The sequence below is a fragment of the Mobiluncus mulieris genome (assembly GCF_014204735.1).
Classification (GTDB): Bacteria; Actinomycetota; Actinomycetes; order Actinomycetales; family Actinomycetaceae; genus Mobiluncus; species Mobiluncus mulieris.
The window spans coordinates 393,681-413,828 of record NZ_JACHMA010000001.1; the positions used below are offsets into that span (position 1 = coordinate 393,681).

Sequence of the window (20,148 nt, forward strand, 5' to 3'; positions counted from 1 at the left end):
ATGGCACCTCATGAAGCCGGAAAACGTAACCGTAAAACGTAACCGGTAGGCAAACAGAAAGGAGTGCGCATGGGTTTGACGACCAGGTGGGTACTTAACTGGATTGCTGCTGCGGCGCGGAATTTTCGCGAAAAACAGGCGTATTTGACGGATTTAGACGCGGTAATCGGCGATGGGGATCACGGTGAAAACTTGGCGCGGGGGTTTTCGGCAGTAGAAGAAAAACTCTCTAACTATGAAATCAGTACCCCGCGTAAAGCCCTGCATACCACTGGGACGGTACTGTTGGCGGCTGTCGGGGGTGCCTCTGGGCCGCTGTTGGGAACGGCTTTTTTGCGAGCCGCTAAAGCTATTCCCAAGGAAGCCACCGAAATTGACCCGCAGTGCCTGGCGATGATGCTGGTCAAGGCGGCGGAGGGCATTGCAGAGCGCGGCGGAGCCGAACCGGGGGGTAAAACCATGCTGGATGCTTGGTATCCAGCGGCAACCAACGCGGCGGCGGCTTTGACTAAGGGTTCGGATTGTGCCGAGATTTTGCGTGTCGCGGCGGCGGCAGCGGCCAATGGGGCACAAAGCACCTTGTCGATGACCGCCGAGAAGGGTCGCGCTTCGCTGCTAGGGGAGCGTTCGATTGGGCACCTTGATCCCGGGGCGATTTCCACTTCCTGGATTCTCGAGTCTGCCGCTGCTACAGCGCAGAGCTTTGAAAACCACGGTTCTTTGGAGGCTGGCGTAAAAACGGGTTTGCCGGGGGGTGCGAGTAGGCCGTCCCATCTGGCTCAAGACGTGTTAAAGAGCCTGGAGGTACAGATTCCCCTCGAGACTGGTTCTGAGGCGGCGTCCACAGCAGCGGTGGCGCAGTCGGGTTTCGCCCCGTCGGGGGTGGATTCGGGTTCATTAGGTGCCAGTGTGGAAGTTGGCGGGATTAGGAAACCCGGACTGGCCACAGTTTCAAATATACGTCCACCGAGCTCGATGGCACCTCGTGAAACCGAGTATCAAAGCCCGGCCGCAATCCCAGCCGCGTCGGCAACCGCCCCAACTGTACCCGCTGCGCCAGCGGTTCCCGGGAACCTAGCCACCCAGGCCGAATCGTTTCAAAGTGCGGCCTTGCGGTTGCTGGGCGAGGATAGCGCGCAGTCCGAGGATGTGAAAGCTGGAGCCCAGATAGCCTCGGCCTTGGGAATCGACTTGGCGGTGGAAAACGCGGCGGAATCAGCAGTGTCCTGATGGGATTAGGGACATACGATATTCTCGATTAGAGACCGCAGGTGAGCTATTCACGTTTGGGAATCACTGGGGTGACAGCATGGTTTAGGCAATCCGGGCTTGGAAAAGCTAAACCAGGAAAATAGGGCAAGGCCTGTCAACTAGGTTAGAGTAAATGCGTGTATCTTAAAAACCTGACCCTGAAAGGCTTTAAGTCTTTCGCTAACACGGTTCACATGTCCCTGGAACCGGGTGTGACCTGTGTGGTCGGTCCCAACGGGTCGGGTAAGTCCAATGTGGTGGATGCCCTGGCCTGGGTGATGGGCGAACAGGGGGCAAAGAACCTGCGCGGCGGGCAGATGTCGGATGTGATTTTTGCCGGCACCAAAACCAAGGCACCCCTGGGGCGCGCGGAAGTCCAGCTGACCGTGGATAACACCGACGGGGCGTTGCCGATTGAATACTCCGAGGTGACGATTTCGCGCACCATGTTTCGTTCGGGGGGCTCAGAATACGCCATCAACGGCACCCCGGTGCGTTTGCTCGATATTCAAGAGTTGCTTTCTGACACCGGGATGGGAAGGCAAATGCACGTCATTGTGGGTCAGGGACAGTTAGATACTGTGCTGTCGGCCTCGGAGGCGGAACGGCGGGCTTTTGTAGAAGAGGCTGCGGGAGTGTTGAAACACCGGCAGCGCAAGGATCGAGCCTTGCGGAAACTGGAAAGTTTGGCGGTAAACCTATCTCGGGTTCAAGACTTGACCAATGATGTGGGCAAGCGCCTGGGACCTTTGGGGAAACAGGCCGAAGCGGCTCGGAAAGCCGCCCGGGTACAAGCCGAGCTCAGTGACGCTACGGCGCGACTGTTGGCCGATTCTGTGTCGCAATACCGGGAAAAGGCTCAGAGTCAAACCACTTCCAAGGCGCAAATCGCGGCACACATCCAGGAAGTTGAAACTAAGATTGCGGCGCTGAACCAGAAACTCTCGGCGGTGAAAATCACGTTTGACCAGGTGGTTCCGGATTTGGAAAATCTGACTCAGACTTGGGCGGAACTAAATCAGGTGGCGGAACGTTTGGATTCTCTAGGTAATCAGGCGGCCGAGCGCGTCAAGGCTTTGGATACCGCCGCTGATGTGGCGCAAAACCACCAGGTGGATACCAGTGAACTAGAGGAGCGCCTGGCTCAAACCCTATCCGATATAGCGGCAGCTCAGGCTCTGGTGGAAACCCGACAGAAGGAAGTCGCGGCCAGTATCGAGGCGGAAAACACCGCTAAAATCGCGGAACTGGAGGTGCGCAAGAGCATTGAATCCATCCAGCGGGCACGAGCTGACCGGCGGGAAGCCCTGGAAAGGCTGCGCGGGATAGTAGCCACCGCTACGTCTTTAGCTGAAGAATCCACCCAGAAAATTGCGCGGCTAGAGGAAAGCCGGCGGGAAACCCAGCAGCGGGCAGCGGCGGCGGCCGCCGAACTTGCCGAAATCTCTGACACTGTTCCGAATCCTCAGCAGGGTGAGAATCCGCTGGTTAAAGCGGAAGAGGCCGTGGCGGGCAAAGTGGCCACCACCGAGTCGCAAGTAGCAGAGCTGCGTACTACCTTGGCCAGTGCTCAGGCCGATGCGGCGCGCTGGGCGGCACGTCGCGAGGTGCTGGCGGGAACCTTGAAACCCCAAGATGCCGGGCAAGCGGTGCTAGCGGCAGATTTGAGCGGGATTCAAGGTAGTTTGCCGGAAGCTCTGGTGGTGCAAGACGGGTGGGAGGAAGCTATCGGGGCTGTGTTCGGAGCTTGGTCTGGGGCGTTATTGGCCAACGGGATAGAGGAGGCCGCCGACACGATTCGTTTTGTGCGTGAACACGAATCCGGGCAGCTGCACCTGCTGGTGGCCAATCCGGGGGGTGCGAGTTGCTTGGGGAACCCGAGCGACTCGCCATCAGAAAACCGTGAACCCCCCGGGAAACTGCCCGAAGGGGCACACTGGGCCGTCGATTTGGTGGCGGCGCATCCCGGACAGAAACTGCCCCGGGTCGTCACCCAGTTGTTGTCTGGGGTGGTGGCCTGTGCCGATTTGGGAACCGCCCGGGAGCTGGTGGGCGCTGGCCAGGCGACGGTCGCCGTTACCCAGGTGGGGGATTATTTGTCTACTACCCGGGTGCTGGGGGGTGGCGATCCCCAGGCTGGTATTTTGCGTCGCGCCACAGAGTTCAATGAGGCTAGCGAGGAATCCGAGTTAGCAACTCGTGAAGTCGACAAACTTAACGCGAGCCTGGAGAAATCCAAAACCAACTTGCGCGATTTGAAAACCCAACACCAGCAGCTAGTCGCCGAGCTTAAAGCCCAAGATGCCCAGATGGCCGCCGCTGCCGCCAAAGTCGCTGCCGCGAAGGCTCGTCAAGCCACTGTTGGGGCCGAGGCTGAACGGGTGGCTAAGGATATCGCCGCTGCCCGCGAGGAAGCAGCCAAACGTCAAGAAAAACTCGCGGCGGCACAGGCCGAACTGGAGGCGGCGCAGTCCCAGTCGGGACAGTCTGAGGAAACCCAAATCGGCGAGTTGGAAACCGCTTTAACCCAGGCAATCGCGGGGGTATCAGCCGCGCAAAGCGCCAAGGCTAATGCGGTTATCGAGTCGAGTCGAGCCACTGATTCCCTGCAATCCCTGGAATCACGAGCCGAGTCTTTGCGGCGAAATATCGGCAAGGAAAAAGCGGCCGCTGCGGCAGCGGCATCGGCGGCGCGGCTGCGCGAAAAGCGCCGGCACCGTGCCGAATACGTGCTGAGGCAGTCGCAGGTCGCCAGTGAACTGGCTCATGCGGCTGGTGCCGCTGCCGCCGCCCAACGGGAAGTGGCGCAAAACAACCGGGAAAGCCTTAATCAAGAAATCGAGATGCTGCGGGCGAATCTGGATGATTTACAACGTCAACGCGGGGAACTTAATGATGCCTCGCTCCAAGATCAGCTGAAATTGACCGAGGTAAATGCGAAACTGGAATCCCTGCTGGAAAAAGCCCAGAATGAATGCGGCCTGGACGAAGACACCTTGATATCCGAGTTTGGGCCGCACAATCTAGTGCCGGTTTTTGACGAGTCCGGCGAAACTGTGGAACATGTACCCTATGTGCGCGAGGAACAGGTGGCGCGTAAAAGCAAAGCCGCTGCCGAGTTGAAGCGCATCGGCAAGGTTAATCCCCTGGCTCTAGAAGAGCATGCCGCTTTGGTGGCGCGCCACCAGTTCTTGGCTGATCAATTGGCTGACCTTAAGAAGTCTCGCAATGACCTGTTGGATGTGGTAGCTGAGGTAGACCGCCAGGTGGTAGAGGTTTTCGGGGCGGCTTTTACCGATGTGGCGGCGGCTTTCACCAAGATTTTCGAAGTGTTATTCCCCGGTGGTGAAGGGCGCCTGGAACTGACTGACGCGAAAGACCTGTTGAATACGGGGATTGACATTCACGCGCGTCCCGCCGGGAAGAATGTGAAACGCATGAGTCTGTTGTCCGGCGGCGAGCGTTCCCTGGCGGCTTTAGCGTTCTTGTTTGCGATTTTCCAGGCACGCCCCTCGCCGTTTTATGTGCTCGACGAGGTCGAAGCGGCTCTGGACGATGTGAACCTTTCGCGTTTACTGGGAGTCTTTGAGATTCTACGGCAAAATTCTCAGCTGATTATCATCACCCACCATAAGCGCACCATGGAGATTGCGGATGCGCTCTATGGGGTGACGATGCGGGATGGTACCACTACGGTTATATCTCAACGCTTGGCGTCGCCTCATGAAAAGGGATAAGTGCGGGCAGGGTAAATAAACCGGAATGGTTTGCAATACTGAGAAACTTCAGTAAATGCCAAAAAATGGCCGTGAAAATACGGGGAAAGTCGGAAGCTTGGTGGGTTTGAGATAGAATAGGGAGCGGGGACGTGGCCATTAGGCGGCCTGCTTATCCCTGGAGTTAAATCCCTTGAAAAACATAGCGACGGGCATAAAGATGGATGTAGCGGCGGTATTGATTGATAATATGAATGGGACTGGCGGTTATACAGATCCTCTTATTTTTGCCATCCCCGTTACTCTGGTGGTAATCGTTATCCTTATCGTCATCAGTGCTACCAAGATTGATTCTCAACAAACTCGGATTCGCAATGAAGACCGGTTGCTTGATACCTTAGAGCGGATTCGCCGGGAAAATATGGAGCCGGTGGATGCTGATTTGGAAATTGAATCCGAACCGCAGTCGCATTCCGGTGAAAATATTGGACTGTTCATGGGGGGATTATCCGGGGAGTCCAAGTCCCTGACCAGTTCGTCGATAGCGATTACCGGATTCGGGACGGTGCCGGAGGATTCGCGGAAAGACACGACGAACCTCGACCGGGAGTCTTCGACGGCGGGCGGGGAATTCCCCGAGGCAACCTCGCGTTTTGATTTTGAAGATGACGACGACGATTTCGAGGTTGAAGCCGAGCCAGTCAAGCCGCCCAATGCAGTGTGCGATCCCGATGGGTTGTGTTTCTTTCCGTTGGCTGGCCAGAGTGTGGAAGAAGCGCGCTACATTGCGCGTGCCAAGCGTGACGGCACCTATGTTAAGGGTCAGACCGAGGCTGAAGCTGCGGCGCTTTCCCCCGATTCGTCCGAGGCCGCGCCGGAGCCTGAGTTGAGCGCATCGGTCGCGGTGGGTGCATCGGTTGCGGATGATTCCGTTCATGAGGTGCCATCCGAAGACAGCGCGGAAACTATCGAGGAACCAGCCGAGATTTCGCCAGTCGAGCCGGCCGCTGGGATGGCACCTCGTGAAGAGGAAACCCCAGTGGAAACCCCAACGGAACCCACAGGCGCGACCGAGGAACCGGCGGATGTGGCTGAAAACGCGAGCGAGGAACCGGCGGAAGCGCAACCCGAGGAAACGGGCACGGACAGCCCCGAACCGACCGCCACGGAAGAACCCCTGGACAAACCTGAGTCTAAGACCTCGCGACTGCGCCGGTTGAAAGAACGCCTGGCGGGCAAGGGCAAATTCGGCCGCGCAATACTGGGGGTACTCAGTCGTGCTGACCTGGAGGAATCCGACTGGGAGGCCTTGGAAGACGAGCTACTTTCGGCCGACTTCGGGGTGGAAGCCACGCTGGAACTGATTGAAAAGCTGAAGACCAAACAGAAAGTTATCGGAACCAAGAGCGCCAAGGAAGTGCGGCGCATGGCCAAACGGATGATTGGGGATTTCCTGGATCGTCACGCCAACCGAGATCTGAACCTAGACGTTCCGGAAGGCCACGAAGGAAACACCGTGGGTGTCCTGATAGTGGGGGTCAACGGGGGTGGCAAAACCACCACGGTTGGGAAACTGGCGCGTTTCTTGGTGGCCAACCGCAAGTCGGTGGTTTTGGGTGCAGCTGATACCTTCCGTGCCGCCGCCGGGGAACAGCTGGAAACTTGGGGCAGCCACGTGGGCGTGCCAGTGATTCGCTCCGAGAAAGACAAAGCCGACCCTGCCTCGGTGGCTTTCGATGCCGCTAAAGCCGCCCGGGATAACAGCGCGGATGTGGTGCTGATAGACACTGCCGGGCGTTTGCAGAACAAAGCCGGACTGATGGACGAGTTGGGTAAAATCAAACGGGTGGCCGAAAAACAGGTTCCCATCACCGAAGTGTTGTTGGTGATTGATGCTACCACCGGGCAAAATGCCTTGTCCCAGGCCAAGATTTTCACTGAAGCGGTGGGGGTTACGGGCATTGTACTGACCAAACTGGATGGTTCGGCCAAAGGTGGGGTTGTGGTGGCTTTGCAGCGCGAACTGGGAATTCCCGTGAAACTGGTGGGCTTGGGTGAAGGGCCAGATGACCTGGCGCCGTTTGTGCCCGGGGATTTCTCGGATGCCCTGTTGGATGCATAGCCCATACTTTGGTGTCTCGGTTCAACGCCGAAGCTTACTAAGAATCGGGGTGTATTTGTCTGTTTTGCGGCGTGCCTAATAGAATCGAAAGGTGTTTAACAAACTGCAAGACCGTATCGCTGATTCCTTTAAGCATCTTCGTAAGAAAGGCAAACTCAGCGAAACCGATGTAGACCAGACCGTAGGCGAGATTCGCCGTGCCCTGCTCGAAGCCGATGTGGCCTTGGAAGTCGTCAAGGATTTCACCGCCCAGGTTAAAGAAAAGGCTTATGGTGCGGCTCGTTCCGAGGCACTGAATCCTGCCCAACAGATTGTCAAGATTATCAATGACGAGCTGGTAGAAATTCTGGGTGGGGAAGCCCGCGAGCTGCACTTTGTCAAGCCTGGCAAAGGCCCGACAGTTTTTATGCTGGTGGGTTTGCAGGGCGCCGGTAAAACCACGCTGGCCGGCAAGCTCGGCAAGTGGTTGGGTAAGCAAGACAAAAAAACCCTGCTGGTGGCCGCCGATTTGCAGCGTCCCAATGCGGTGACCCAGCTCCAGATTGTCGGCGAACAAGCCGGGGTGAGTGTATTTGCCCCCGAACCAGGCAATGGGGTGGGCGACCCGGTGGATGTGGCCAGGCGCGGCTTGGCTTTGGCTACCGGTTCCGGCTATGACGTGATGATTGTGGATACCGCCGGGCGCCTGGGCGTGGACGAGAAGCTAATGGCGCAAGCCCGCGCTATCCGCGACGAAGTTCAACCTGAAGAGGTTCTCTTTGTACTCGATGCCATGATTGGTCAAGACGCGGTGCGCACCGCGCGCGCCTTCCAAGAGGGCGTGGATTTCACCGGGGTGGTGCTGTCCAAGTTGGATGGCGATGCTCGCGGCGGCGCGGCACTGTCGGTGCGTGGGGTGACCGGCAAACCGGTGTTGTTTGCTTCCACCGGCGAGGGTTTGGATGACTTTGAGCGTTTCCACGCCGATCGCATGGCTTCACGCATCCTTGATATGGGCGATATGTTGTCTTTGATTGAAAAGGCACAGGAAGCCTTTGATATGGAACAAGCCCAAAAGATGGCTGGCAAAATCCAGTCTGGGCAACTGACGCTCGATGACTTTTTGGCGCAACTGCAACAAATCCGCAAACTCGGTTCCATGAAGAAACTGTTGGGGATGATGCCCGGGGCGGGCAAAATTCGTGAACAACTCGACCAGTTCGATGAACGCGAAGTTGACCGTATCGAGGCGATTGTGCGATCTATGACCCCGGCGGAACGCCAAGACTTGAAGCTCCTTAACGGCTCGCGCCGCGCTCGGATTGCGGCGGGTTCTGGCACCACGGTGGCCGATGTGAACGGCCTGGTACAACGCTTCGAGATGGCACAGAAAATGATGGGGGGCATGGCTGGAATGGCCGGCGTCGGCGGCGAAGACGGCATGGGAATGATGCCGGGCTTCGGGCGGATGCCGGGGATGGGCAAGCATTCCAAGGCCAAGCAGCAAGCCAAGAGCGGCAAGAAATCCAAGGCACAGCGCAAAGCCAAGTCTGGTAATCCCGCCAAGGCGGCTCGTCAGGCTCGTGAGGCCTTGCAGCAGCGTGGGGTGGGGGGCGCGGCGTTGCCGCCTGCCTTGGAAGCCGGTGCTCCCGGTGTCGGCGGTCTGCCCGGTCTCGGCGGGGGCCTCGGCGGGGGTGCGGGTGCCGCAATGGGCGCGGGTGCTCCCGGAAAGTCCGCCGACGGGCAACCGGCTCTGACGGTGGACGACTTGCCCGATGACATTAAGCGCATGTTGGGTGGCATGTAGGCTCGCCTGGGCGTGTGCTGGGGTGTGTTTCGTCGTCATTGGGGGGTGTCGGGTTCATGAGTGGCCATTTGAAATTTACCGGTTCTTTCCTGTGGCGGGATTCCCCGGCGGGGGATACGGGCAACGGAAATGATGGCGGTAGCGGCAAGGCGTTGCCGCCCGCTACCTGGGTTGATGGCAGTCTTTATGTCCACCACGGGGTGGTCAGCCGCCACCCCGAAGCTGGCCTGACTTACCGCGAGATTCGCGGCTGGGCTGTTCCCGGTTTGGTCGATTTGCATTGCCATGTCGGTCTGGGTTCATCCGGTCCGGTGGATTGCGACACCCAAGAAGCCCAAGCCCGAGCCGACCGGGATGCGGGGGTGCTCTTGATTCGCGATTGCGGCGCGCCCGTGGACACGCGTTGGATAAACGAGCATCCCGAGTTGCCGCGTATCATTCACTGTGGGGCGCACTTGGCGCGCCCGAAACGATACTTGCGCTACTTTGGGTTGGAGCTGGAAAACCCCCACGACCTGCCCGCCGAGGTAGCTCGCCAGACCGCGCGGGGTGACGGCTGGGTGAAAATCGTGGGGGATTGGATAGACCGGGCGGATGGTGCGGATTCAGATTTGCGCCCCCTGTGGGATGGGCGGATTTTGCGTGACGCGGTGCAAGCCGCTCATGAACACGGCGCCCGGGTAACCGTCCACACCTTTGCCCGGGCGACCATAGACGACTTGCTGGACGCGGGAGTGGACTGTATAGAACATGGCACCGGCATGGATTCTGACCACATAGCGGAGGCCGCGCGGCGCGGCATTCCCGTCACCCCGACTATGTTGCAGATTGCGCGTTTTGCGGATTTTGCCGCCCAAGCCGGCGCGAAATACCCGGTGTACGCGGCGACCATGAGCGCCATGCACCAGCGCAATATCGAACACCAGGCGAGTTTGCTGGCGGCCGGGGTGCAATTATTGCCCGGCACCGATGCGGGGGGATACCAGGCGCATGGGTCGCTGCCCACCGAGCTCGCACGCTGGCTGAACCTAGGCTTGCGGCCGGCGGAAATCGTGGATTTAGCGACTTGGCGGGCGCGCGATTTCCTGGGTGTGCCAGTGCTATCCGAGGGTGCCCCGGCTGACCTGGTGGTCTATCCGTGCGACCCGCGCGCAGACATCGCGGTGCTCGCTCGCCCCGCCCTGGTGGTGCTGCGCGGCGAGCCCGTGGCCGGTGCCCGGGTGACGGAACTGTAAGTTTTGCGCCGCATCGCAGGACTATCTAGCTAAATCGCGATTCTCCACTAACCTAGTCCCGATTAATTATGCAGTTTATTACCTTTAAGGAAATATATAACATATGGGTGTGGGTGTATTTTTCTACTAAGGGATGCCGTGTCCAGGACTTCGAGATAGTAAAATCCAGTCTCGGTTATTTCCGGGTACAAACTCGGGAACAGGCTCTCTTGGATTTAGTGTCTCGCCCGGATTGGGGGCTAGCCCCTCATGAAGCCCTAAACGCAGTACGAGCGTTACTGGCACACGTGAATCGCGCCAAAACAACGGAACTCGCCCAAACCCAGAAACTACAATCCCTGTGGAACCAGTTCCTCTCGCAACCGCTAATAGTGTGACTCCCAGCGTGTACAGTTTCGAATCAATTTCTATACGTATCCAGCTGTGGGACTCCACAAACTCCGAGACAGCCAGGATTTACGCTAAACTTGAGCCGAGTGGTAAACCTCCCACTAGGCTGACTCTGCCGCGTAAGACACCCAGTATTCAAGAATGGGAGGCGGCTTTGGCGCACCAATGCGATTTGTGAATCCAACCGAGCGAAGCCTGGGAAACCGTGGTTGGCGTGTGGGAAAAATCCAGCCATTTGGACTCCGTAGCTTTGAGTCTGAGAACTATATAAACGAGCCGCAGGGGAGGTGCAAATATGCCGGAGGGACACTCGATTCATCGTTTGGCCGGGCAGTTTAGGGTCTTGCTGGGCGGCCAGGTGCTGAGTGCGTCTTCGCCCCAGGGACGTTTCGCGGCGGGTGCCACCCGGCTTGACGGCCAGCGTTTGGTAGCGGTGCGGGTGCACGGGAAGCACCTGTTTTTGGGTTTTGCCCCGGCCGACCTGAAGGTTGCGTCTGTGGTTGCGGTTACGGAGGGGGGTTCACGAGGCGCCATTTCCGAGGATGCTCTCACCTGGTTGCATGTGCATCTGGGGATTTACGGTTCCTGGCGTTTCACCGGGGATGCGGTGTTTCACGAGCCATTGCACTGGTTACTCCCGGAGTCGGAAAATCAGGAGGACAGTCGGCCAGATATCGAAGCGCAACAAACTTCGCACGACGCCAAACCGGGTTCCGGCCTCGATACGGATGCGGAATTGGGTTCCGGCCTGGAAGTGACCTTGGTGGATTCTGGGGAAAACGTCACTATCCGCGAGATTCCCGCCCATACTCGTGCCGATGGCTCGGCTTTCGCCCCCCACGAGCACTTTGCCGATCGCTGGTTTTTGATGCCCGGCCAGTTCAGAGTCTTTGCGCCAGTGGGCACCGTGCGCTTGCGCCTCATGAACCCGCACGGCGTGGCTGATCTCAGCGGACCAAACCGCTGTGAGCTGCTGGATTGGGCGCAAACCCAAGCGATTGCGGCACGTCTGGGACCCGACCCACTGCGACCGGATGCCCGGTTCACGCATTTCGTGGCACGCGCCGCCACCCGCAAAAAGGGTATCGGGGAGAGCCTGATGGATCAAAACGTGATCGCGGGCGTGGGTAATATTTACCGCGCCGAGGCGCTATTTGCGGCGCGGTTGAGTCCCTTTGTTCCCGCCCGCGAAGTCAGCGAGCGTAAACTGCGCCGGGTGTGGGACTGGTTGGTGGAATATATGGCGCGTGGAGTGGAATCGGGGCGTATCACCACGATTGGGCGAGAGGATGCGGCCGCTTTCGCCGCAAGCGAGGCCGCTGCGGGACGGGAAGCCCAGGCCGTTGACCAGCGCTATTACGTCTATCAGCGCGACGGTCGCCCCTGTGTACGTTGCGGGGCGACGGTGCGCCTGGCGGTCGTGGGCGGGCGTAAACTCTACTGGTGCCCGCGTTGTCAGCGTTAACAATCTGTGGACATTTAGTGTTCGCCCAGAGTGAACGCGTCAACTGGTAAAGCCCGTGACCTGTGCTTTTGTCTGGCGGGGTTTTTCTTCCTGCTCGCTAAATGTCCGTAGGTCTTCCTCGTCTTCATGAGGTGCCATCCCAAATCCTTGTTTTTCTGGAAATGGCAGAAATTTGTGAAAAAATGGGGGTGGGGCTTCATATATTTGAGCCTAACCCCCAAATTCTCCCAAATTTCTGCCATCCACCGTATGGCCCGGGGTGATCGGAAGTCTTGGTTGCGTGGATTTTAACTCATCTAACCCAGATTAGATGCCTTTTAATGCTTGTAGATTGTGTATAATATCTGTATGTTGGTTTTGGTTCGAACAGTGGGTTGATTCATGGGCAGAGGCAAGGACGCGTCTTCCCGGTATTGGTGGCTGACTGGTTTCCCGTCGTGGAATCCCGATGGGAGTCTTCCCATGCCGCACCGATTGCTATCTATGCGATATACTAAAGCTAACATTCGGGTAGGAGGGGGGTAAGAATAGTGTCCACTGCAGCCGATACCATCGTAAAAGACCAAGTTGTCGTACGCGTTCCGCGTGAGGTCAAAAAGCGCGCCGAGGCGGCCTGCAAAGCCATGGGTCTGCCCATGTCCAGTGCCATTACGGGGTTTTTGCGCTACGTCGGTGACGAGCGGCGTATTCCTTTCGAATTCGCCGCGCCGGCGGAGTCCCGCGAAGCGTACTTTAGTTCACTCCGGCAGGATTCCACTGACTACCGCGCCGGAATACTTGACACCGTCAGTCTCGAAGAGATGAAGGCTCTCTATGGCTTGGAGGATTGATTTCACCAAGCGGGCAGCCAAAGAATTGCGGAAACTCAAGAAAACTGACCCGCAAGCAGGTGAAAAAATCATCCTTGAACTCGAAGCGATCACCAGGCTAAGCAATCCTCGTTCGCGCGGTAAAGCCATGACCGGGAACTATTCGGGTTACTGGCGTTACCGGGTAGGAGATTACCGCGTCATCTGCGACATTGTGGACGAGAGACTGCTCATCCTAGCCGTAGATTTGGGACACCGCCGAGAAATCTACAAATAGCGACGCTCTGCTGCCAATGCTGGTGCCGTCTTCATGAGGTGCCATCTGAAATCCTTGTTTTTCTGCCATCCACCGCATGACCCGGGTCAATCGAAAATCACAGTTACGTGGATTTAATCCGTTTAACCTAAGTTAGATGCTTTAATATGTTTGTAGATAGTATATGATATCTGTATGTTGCTTTTGATTCAGGTGATGGGTTGATTCGTGGACAAGGGTATGGGTGGCAAGGATGAGCCTTCCCGGTATTGGTGGCTGACTGGTTTCCCGTCGTGGAATCCCGATGGGAGTCTTCCCATGCCGGTGTTGACCGAGGAAATCCTCCGCGCCATTTGTTTCGGCAGGACTGCCCCGGTGACTAAGCGGGTCAGTGGCGGCCACGTGTGGGGCGCCATCCCCAACGGCCGGGGCAAAAAGAAGCATTCCGAGTTCCCCGCCGACTGGACACCGGAAACCGTGCGCGACGCCTTCTACCATCTGATACAAGACCGGCCGGTTATAAAGAAAAACCGTCTAGAATTCACTGGTGTTTACCTGGGGGTAGAAATCACTATAGAGTGCTTTTTCGTTGCGTCTGCAACTGAAACAGAGCAGGTTCACATGTTCCCCGTCAGGGGTCGGGGTGTGCGCCTGTGGAGGAATGGTAAGGAAGTTAAGGTCAGCCAGAAACGGCGGAAATAGGATAGAATTATGGCTATGCAGCGGAATTGGGATGATTGGGAAGAAAGTGATTTTGACAGTCCCTGGGGCGACGACTCCCTGGGGGGTCGCTTGACGTGCTTCATCATCAATCAGGTTCCGGAGTCGAGATTTTCTGTGTTGTTCGACTATACCTACTCCGAGTGGGATAACATCCTTGTCTTCAAACTGATGGGCGATATCTTCGATTTCAAGGTGATGCTTACCCCACAGTTTATTGCTGAAATCCGTCAGTTCACTACCGATGAACCCGGTGACTATGCCCAGGCTACGCTGGATTTACTTGACGAATACCTCGAAACCCACGCCCAGCCTTTCGCCAAGTCTGTCCCTAAAACCGCTGTCCCGGCCTAGCCTAAGTGCGCTCTGGCCTAAAATCCACGGACATTTAGTGTTTACTCAGAGTGAACGCGACAGCTGGGTAGGCCTGTGACCTGTGCTTTTGTCTGGCGGGGTTTTTCTTCCTGCTCGCTAAATGTCCGTGGGTCTTCCTCGTCTTCATGAGGTGCTTGCCTGGGTGTGTTGCTTCGGCGGTTGGCGGCCGCGCCGCTGCGCCGCCTTCGCGTGGGCGTGGTGTGCTGCTTCGGCGGCTTACCGCTGCGCCGCTGCGCCGCTGCGCCGCCTTCGCGCGGGCGTGGTGTGTTGCTTCGGCGGCTTACCGCTGCGCCGCCTTCGCGCGGGCGTGGTGTGTTGCTTCGGCGGCTTACGGGTGCGCGCTGGCGGGACAAAAGGGGAGGTTTCCCCTCGACTTTCACTTCGTGAAAGTCTCACCCCTCAGTCCCGCTGCGCGTCGCACCTCGCTGCGCCGCCTCCGTCGCTTACGTTTCGCCGTCTTCATGAGGTGCTTGCCTGGGTGTGCTGCTTCGGCGGTTGGCGGCCGCGTCGCTGCGCCGCCTTCGCGCGGGCGTGGTGTGTTGCTTCGGCGGCTTACGGGTGCGCGCTGGCGGGACAAAAGGGGAGGTTTCCCCTCGACTTTCACTTCGTGAAAGTCTCACCCCTCAGTCCCGCTGCGCGTCGCACCTCGCTGCGCCGCCTCCGTCGCTTACGTTTCGCCGTCTTCATGAGGTGCTTGCCTGGGTGTGCTGCTTCGGCGGTTGGCGGCCGCGTCGTTCAAAGTGCTTCGGCTAAATCAATTCACTGGATTGATTCTTAACGCCTTCGCTCTGTGACTGCGGTGTTATGTGGCTTACGCTACGCGCCGCAGCAGTCTCGTTACGTGCGCTCCCAACGCTTCGTCGCTACGTGCCACTAGCAGCAGAAGCGACGCGAACCGCACCACAGCCGCCAAAACAGCGACGCTAGGCGGGTAAAAGCCGTCAGGCGCTAAGGCGGCGGGTCGGCAGACAGGTAAACAAAGACCGTGGGTCGGGGGAACCCCATCCCAAGACCCACCCAGCCGGGAGTTAGTCGTGTTTCGCCCGACCAACCCTTTCAGAGAAACGGGGAAACTTGGGGATGCCAAGCTACACTTGGCATCCCCAAGCGTACCTCTAAAAAATAGGCAGAGAATTTCTGGCATTCGAACGAGACGTTTGTGAATGTCGTTGATACTGAGAATGCTGACAGTGTGATGTGATTTTATTGTATAAGAAAGGTAATGGCACATGACTGTAGGAGAGAATGAACCTAATCGCGAATTTACTACTTTTTTTGTCAGCTATCATCACGATGACAACGATTATCTTAATGGCGCTATTACTGATTTGGTGCGAGATATTATTAAAAACTTGGAGTAAAGTTTCGGTGAAGCTGTTGAACTATTTATCGATGAGGATAATATCGAGTGGGGTGCGGAGTTGCATAAAACTATCGAAAATGATTTACTGTACACGGATTTTCTTTTGGCTATGGTAACTCCGAGGTATTTTCGTTCGGAGTATTGTTGTTACGAGTTTAATAAATTTTTTCATCTGGCAGAAAAGGATCATGTCCCGCATGTGTTGTCTCTGATTATGCAGCCTTTGGATGAGTCCAATCAGCCGAAGACAGAGCTAAAAAAGCTAAAAAATATATGTATCATGAACTACCAAAGACGCTAGCAGCTATTAAAACAGGTTCTGAAGAATATAAGCAAATAGTAAGAGGTGTTGCTGAGAAGCTTTATAAATTGATTAAATCCCGCCGTGAAAGGGGTGATAAACGTGAAAGTAGTTCAACAGTAAAAGAACGATCTGAAAAGGTAGACCTGGGTACTGGGACAGCGGATTGGTTAGAGTTTTGTTTGTCCCCAGAAATTCAGTCGGTATTTACTAAGCCTATACCTGCATTACCTCAGCAAGAAAGATGGTCTGATTATTATTCTTTTATTGTGGGTAATATAGGTAATTTTAAAAGAATTCGTGCTTTTTAAAGATATGGATTGGGCTCGAAGAAAGAATATTAAAGAACGCAAGTCATATTTCACTATATTAGAAGAGGTTAAACAGGAGGCTCGTAAATTACCTAATATTATTTCATTGGATGAAACTACTCGAAATCATTTTGCCTATAGATTTTCTTCTATTGGGGGATGTTGTAACACATCTTAGAAGTAATTTTATGACATTATGTTTTGATGAGACTCGCTGCCTTAAGATACTTTCGACAAATCTACCTGATAGCTGCAACCCCAACAGAACTTCCCTGTGTTATTTGCTTACTCATTATAACGAAAACCTGAGAGCAAATATTCAAACCAGCCTTGTACAAGATAAAACATTTGATTTTTCTGGGCTCGAAAGTTTGATTCCAGGGATGCGGGAATGGGTTATGAATTTTGAAACAAAACGCACCAAAATGGAATCAAAACTGTCGAGTCACGTTACAGAACTGATTCGTAGCTATAGTGCGGATAAGATTCGCTCAGATAACCAATTTTGATACCTATTACTGCAGGATGCTACACAGGATACGGGGATAGGCGTGACAAATTCAGGAAAAAACCGGCTCGGCGTGGGGTAAATCGACCAGTGTACCCCGAATTTTCCTGATTTTGTCACAAGTGACCCGTCTCTACCCTGAATTTACGCCTAAAACCCCGGATGGCACCTCATGAACCGGCGACCAACCGAATTGGGAAACGCTAGAGCACCGGAAAAACCAGTTTCGGGGCAGAATCTAGGTGCCTCGGCGTGGCGGTTGGCCGGTTCTGACAAATCTGGAGTTCAATTCCTGATTTTCTGGAGTTGCGCTCCAGATTTGGTGGGCAGGGTCTATAATGGCTTGAACAGAGGGAAAAATCCCCAAAAGAGGCTAGGGAAGGGGGCGCCGTGTATATTACGCGACATCTGGAAGCTGCCGTGAGGCATGGTTCTGATAATTTTCCCGTGCTGTTGCTCAGCGGTCCTAGACAGGTTGGTAAATCCACGGTTTTGCGCCAGTTGGGCGATTCTGAACGCGAGTATGTCACCCTGGATGACCCGTTTCAGCGTGATATGGCGCAAAACCGCCCCCAGGATTTCCTGGCGGGCCATCGCCCGCCGGTTACTATTGAAGAGATTCAATATGCACCCCAGCTTTTCCCGTATTTGAAAATGGCGGTGGATGATGACTGCGCAGATGGAGCATACTGGATTACCGGATCCCAGGTGTTTCCCCTCATGAAAGGCGTGACGGAATCCCTCGCGGGGCGGGTAGCAGTGCTGCGACTGGGTGGGTTGACTGGGCGCGAGGAATACGGGCTGGCACCTCATGAACTGGCGACCAATCACGGCGAACTCGCGCAATCCCTTCCGGAACCCGTCGTGCGGCAAAAACTGAGCCAGTCACGTTTCGGACGAATCTTGCGGGGTCAGTTTCCTCGTGGTGTTACCCACCCGGATTTGAGTGCCGAATTGTTTTTTTCGTCTTATATTCAGACCTGGTTGGAACGTGACGTGTACCAGCAGCTAAACCTGCGCTCGGAGTCGACTTTCCTGCAGTTTGTCCGGCTTTTGGCCGCGCGTACCGGCCAGGAGCTAAACAAGGGTGCCTTGGCCGCTGCCTTGCAGGTTGATACGAAAACCGTGACTTCTTGGCTGTCGGTGCTGGAGTCTTCGGGACTGGTGTACCTGTTGCCGGCGTGGGCGAGGAACCTGGGCAAACGCGTGGTGAAGCGTCCTAAAGTCTATTTTCTCGACACCGGGCTGGTTTGTTATCTTTGCGGTATCACCAGCGAGGCGGCGCTGCAAAATTCCCCGATTTCCGGGGCAATCTATGAAACGTGGGTGGTGGGCGAGATTCTGCGATCTTGGTGGAATCAGGGCTTGCGTGAACATGTATTCTATTACCGTGACCAGTCCCAAAAAGAGATTGATTTGATTCTGGAAATTGGTGAAACAATCCTCCCCCTAGAAATAAAGGTGTCGTCTACGCCCCACGCGCCTTTTAAAAATTTCGAGGTGCTCGCGCCGGTTGCAACGCGGGTGCCCTACTGGGGGTGCATCTGTACCGTCGACGCTCCCACATCTGTTGGCGACAACGCCTGGCTGCTGCCGGATACTTGTCTGTGAAAGGTCACGTTTCCCCGGCGGTTTTCATGAGGCGACTATAACACTTGAGACTAGTTTGGTTTTGTGGTCTTTGTAGGAAAAACCACCAGTTTGTACAGGACGTAGCGCAGCGCGGTGCCGATAATCAGGCCGATAATATTGGCCGAGATATTATCCGCCAGGGGCGAAGTGAAGCTCAGTAAATAATGGGACACCCATAGGCAGGCCAGGGGAGGCAGCGCTCCGATAACATTAACCAGCACGAACAGCAGGGCTTCCTTCGCCACCCCGTGGCCACCGCGCTCGCGAAAGGTCCAAGACCGGTTGGCAATCCAAGAAAAAGTCGTGGCCACCGCCACCGCCACGCACTTGTCGAACAGCGGCCACTGCGGGGTCAGCCACAGCAAGAACAGGTTAAACACCGCCAAATCCACCACGTAGTTCGCCCCGCCCACCATCAAAAACTTCGCAATCTCTGACCAGTTATTGCGCAAATATCCCCAGCCCCACCGCCACAGATGCGCCAGCGGATTCGCAGGGGATGACTCCCGCCCCGGTTTTTGACTCACCGTTATATCCTAAGCCTCACCCCGTCGGGGAACCGAAGCGGACACCCGCCCGCCCCGGTTTGCCCGCCTCTTTAGACAGAATACTTTGGGTTGCCCGGCGGACACCCGCCCGCCCCGGTTTGCCCAGTGGGTTAAGACAGCGGGATACTCGCGGGTGGGTTGGGTCTTGCCAGGGAACCCGATACTTGTCTAGACCGGGTCGGCAGGTGAGCGTTGGTTACGAATTCAGGAGAATTTGGCTACCGGGTGGAGGCTGCGGTGGTAAATTCAGGAGATTTCGGGTAAGGGGGGTCGGTATAGCGCCTGGTGTCCCGGTTTTTTCCTGGTTTAGTCACGCCCTTTGCCAAGGCATCCCGATTCTTATCAATGGGCACGCTCTGCCGTGGTTATTCCGGCATGCGCAAAATCACCGCGAAAATTGCACCGAGGGTGGGGAATCTGGCATAATCAAAGACTGTACAAACGTGGCTGCGCCTCCCTCTCTGCGTGGTTGCGGAAGTTCAGAGCAAGCCCCGCCACAGTGTTTCCCTGCCTGCGGTAAGACCTGCTCGAAAGTTTATTTACAAGGAGAGTCACAAAAGTGGCAGTACGTATTCGTTTGAAGCGAATTGGTAAAATCCATCACCCGATTTACCGCGTAGTGGTGGTCGACAGTCGCAAGAAGCGCGACGGGCGCGTCATCGAAGAGGTCGGAAAATACGACCCTAACCAGGAACCTTCCCTGATTGAACTGGAATCGGAACGCATTCAGTACTGGTTGGGTGTGGGTGCCCAGCCCTCTGATGCGGTACACCGTTTCTTGGTGCTCAGTGGCGACTGGGCCAAGTTCAAGGGTGCCAAGAATGTTGAAAACCGCATCCGCACCAAGGATGAAGGCGACGACGTAGCAGCGGCAATTAAGGCCGCCGACGACGCGGCTGAAAAGGCCAAGGCTAAGAAGGCTGAAGCCGAGGCTAAGGCCAAGAAGGAAGCGGAAGCCGCCAAGGCTGCGGCAGAGTCCGAAAAGGCTGCGGAAGGGACTCCGGCTGAAGAAGCCCCCGCCGAAGAGAAGGCTGAATAATGTCGATGATTGCCGAATCTTTAGAACACCTGGTCAGCGGGATCGTAGACGAACCGGAAGCCGTGCGGGTCAACGAAAAGAGCCTGCGTCGCGGCAAATTGCTGGAGGTTCGCGTTGCTCCCGCCGATTTGGGTCGGGTGATTGGCCGCAACGGGCGCACTGCTAAAGCCTTGCGCTGCGTAGCTACCGCGCTATCGACCAACGGCTCGGTACGAGTCGACGTTATCGACCAGGAACGGCACTGAGAAAAACCTCTATCCTAGCCCTCGCGTGAACACGTGGGGGCTAGGATGGTTTAACTCGATTTGGCTGCGTCGGTTT

The 20,148-nt window shown here is 56.2% G+C and carries 19 protein-coding genes; 18 read left to right on the forward strand and 1 reads right to left on the reverse strand.

The window, feature by feature from the left end:
- Nucleotides 1–69: 69 nt before the first annotated feature.
- The 16 genes from dhaL (at nt 70) to F4555_RS01845 (ending at nt 18,219) form a co-directional block, all read left to right on the forward strand.
- Nucleotides 70–1,230 (forward strand): dihydroxyacetone kinase subunit DhaL, encoded by a 1,161-nt coding sequence (dhaL, locus tag F4555_RS01770; protein ID WP_004017507.1) that lies wholly within the window; start codon nt 70–72, stop codon nt 1,228–1,230.
- 158 nt (nt 1,231–1,388) lie between these two features.
- The gene (gene smc / locus F4555_RS01775; RefSeq protein WP_004012928.1) at nt 1,389–4,988 is read left to right on the forward strand and encodes a chromosome segregation protein SMC; all 3,600 of its coding nucleotides are present in this window, start codon (nt 1,389–1,391) and stop codon (nt 4,986–4,988) included.
- 172 nt (nt 4,989–5,160) lie between these two features.
- The gene (gene ftsY / locus F4555_RS11410) at nt 5,161–7,089 is read left to right on the forward strand and encodes a signal recognition particle-docking protein FtsY (protein WP_004017501.1); all 1,929 of its coding nucleotides are present in this window, start codon (nt 5,161–5,163) and stop codon (nt 7,087–7,089) included.
- A gap of 91 nt (nt 7,090–7,180) precedes the next feature.
- Nucleotides 7,181–8,875, forward strand: coding sequence for a signal recognition particle protein (ffh, locus tag F4555_RS01785; protein ID WP_004017112.1), 1,695 nt, complete (start codon nt 7,181–7,183; stop codon nt 8,873–8,875).
- A gap of 38 nt (nt 8,876–8,913) precedes the next feature.
- The gene (locus F4555_RS01790) at nt 8,914–10,110 is read left to right on the forward strand and encodes an amidohydrolase family protein (protein ID WP_004017505.1); all 1,197 of its coding nucleotides are present in this window, start codon (nt 8,914–8,916) and stop codon (nt 10,108–10,110) included.
- Nucleotides 10,111–10,223: 113 nt separating this feature from the next.
- The gene (locus F4555_RS01795) at nt 10,224–10,487 is read left to right on the forward strand and encodes a hypothetical protein (protein WP_255312803.1); all 264 of its coding nucleotides are present in this window, start codon (nt 10,224–10,226) and stop codon (nt 10,485–10,487) included.
- Nucleotides 10,488–10,795: 308 nt separating this feature from the next.
- Complete coding sequence (locus F4555_RS01800) at nt 10,796–11,965, forward strand: Fpg/Nei family DNA glycosylase (RefSeq protein ID WP_004017500.1); 1,170 nt, start codon at nt 10,796–10,798, stop codon at nt 11,963–11,965.
- A 530-nt stretch (nt 11,966–12,495) separates the two neighbouring features.
- Nucleotides 12,496–12,795: a type II toxin-antitoxin system RelB/DinJ family antitoxin gene (locus F4555_RS01805; protein ID WP_004017510.1), complete on the forward strand. Its 300-nt coding sequence runs from the start codon at nt 12,496–12,498 to the stop codon at nt 12,793–12,795.
- Complete coding sequence (locus F4555_RS01810) at nt 12,779–13,051, forward strand: type II toxin-antitoxin system RelE family toxin (RefSeq protein ID WP_004012919.1); 273 nt, start codon at nt 12,779–12,781, stop codon at nt 13,049–13,051. Before F4555_RS01805 ends, F4555_RS01810 begins: the two co-directional genes overlap by 17 nt.
- Nucleotides 13,052–13,258: 207 nt before the next feature.
- Complete coding sequence (locus F4555_RS01815) at nt 13,259–13,732, forward strand: hypothetical protein (protein ID WP_004017504.1); 474 nt, start codon at nt 13,259–13,261, stop codon at nt 13,730–13,732.
- A gap of 15 nt (nt 13,733–13,747) precedes the next feature.
- Nucleotides 13,748–14,104: a hypothetical protein gene (locus tag F4555_RS01820; RefSeq protein ID WP_248613727.1), complete on the forward strand. Its 357-nt coding sequence runs from the start codon at nt 13,748–13,750 to the stop codon at nt 14,102–14,104.
- A gap of 146 nt (nt 14,105–14,250) precedes the next feature.
- On the forward strand, nt 14,251–14,736 hold the full coding sequence (locus tag F4555_RS11030; protein ID WP_260399980.1) for a hypothetical protein: 486 nt from the start codon (nt 14,251–14,253) through the stop codon (nt 14,734–14,736).
- Between the two features lie 777 nt (nt 14,737–15,513).
- On the forward strand, nt 15,514–15,789 hold the full coding sequence (locus F4555_RS11505; RefSeq protein WP_081456787.1) for a TIR domain-containing protein: 276 nt from the start codon (nt 15,514–15,516) through the stop codon (nt 15,787–15,789).
- On the forward strand, nt 15,762–16,100 hold the full coding sequence (locus F4555_RS01835) for a transposase (protein WP_081456788.1): 339 nt from the start codon (nt 15,762–15,764) through the stop codon (nt 16,098–16,100). Before F4555_RS11505 ends, F4555_RS01835 begins: the two co-directional genes overlap by 28 nt.
- 110 nt (nt 16,101–16,210) lie before the next feature.
- The gene (locus tag F4555_RS01840) at nt 16,211–16,609 is read left to right on the forward strand and encodes a hypothetical protein (RefSeq protein WP_081456789.1); all 399 of its coding nucleotides are present in this window, start codon (nt 16,211–16,213) and stop codon (nt 16,607–16,609) included.
- Between the two features lie 389 nt (nt 16,610–16,998).
- Nucleotides 16,999–18,219, forward strand: a complete 1,221-nt coding sequence (locus F4555_RS01845; RefSeq protein WP_115325518.1) for an ATP-binding protein — start codon at nt 16,999–17,001, stop codon at nt 18,217–18,219.
- A gap of 50 nt (nt 18,220–18,269) precedes the next feature.
- Here F4555_RS01845 and F4555_RS01850 read toward each other — a convergent pair whose 3' ends face one another.
- Nucleotides 18,270–18,767, reverse strand: coding sequence for a GtrA family protein (locus F4555_RS01850; protein WP_004015492.1), 498 nt, complete (start codon nt 18,765–18,767; stop codon nt 18,270–18,272).
- Nucleotides 18,768–19,347: 580 nt separating this feature from the next.
- On the opposite strand from F4555_RS01850, the gene rpsP reads away from it, so the two are divergent.
- Both rpsP and F4555_RS01860 read left to right on the forward strand, forming a co-directional pair.
- Nucleotides 19,348–19,827, forward strand: a complete 480-nt coding sequence (gene rpsP / locus F4555_RS01855) for a 30S ribosomal protein S16 (protein ID WP_004015494.1) — start codon at nt 19,348–19,350, stop codon at nt 19,825–19,827.
- A 5-nt stretch (nt 19,828–19,832) separates the two neighbouring features.
- Nucleotides 19,833–20,072, forward strand: a complete 240-nt coding sequence (locus F4555_RS01860; protein ID WP_036342646.1) for an RNA-binding protein — start codon at nt 19,833–19,835, stop codon at nt 20,070–20,072.
- Nucleotides 20,073–20,148 lie beyond the last annotated feature (76 nt).

What these genes read in the sequence shown, in the direction of transcription:
- F4555_RS01810 (WP_004012919.1), top strand. Translation starts at nt 12,779, where the DNA reads ATGGCTTGGAGGATTGATTTCACCAAGCGGGCAGCCAAAGAATTGCGG.
- F4555_RS01835 (WP_081456788.1), top strand. Translation starts at nt 15,762, where the DNA reads ATGTATCATGAACTACCAAAGACGCTAGCAGCTATTAAAACAGGTTCT.
- F4555_RS01820 (WP_248613727.1), top strand. Translation starts at nt 13,748, where the DNA reads ATGCAGCGGAATTGGGATGATTGGGAAGAAAGTGATTTTGACAGTCCC.
- dhaL (WP_004017507.1), top strand. Translation starts at nt 70, where the DNA reads ATGGGTTTGACGACCAGGTGGGTACTTAACTGGATTGCTGCTGCGGCG.
- F4555_RS01800 (WP_004017500.1), top strand. Translation starts at nt 10,796, where the DNA reads ATGCCGGAGGGACACTCGATTCATCGTTTGGCCGGGCAGTTTAGGGTC.
- F4555_RS01860 (WP_036342646.1), top strand. Translation starts at nt 19,833, where the DNA reads ATGATTGCCGAATCTTTAGAACACCTGGTCAGCGGGATCGTAGACGAA.
- F4555_RS01840 (WP_081456789.1), top strand. Translation starts at nt 16,211, where the DNA reads ATGAAACTACTCGAAATCATTTTGCCTATAGATTTTCTTCTATTGGGG.
- F4555_RS11030 (WP_260399980.1), top strand. Translation starts at nt 14,251, where the DNA reads ATGAGGTGCTTGCCTGGGTGTGTTGCTTCGGCGGTTGGCGGCCGCGCC.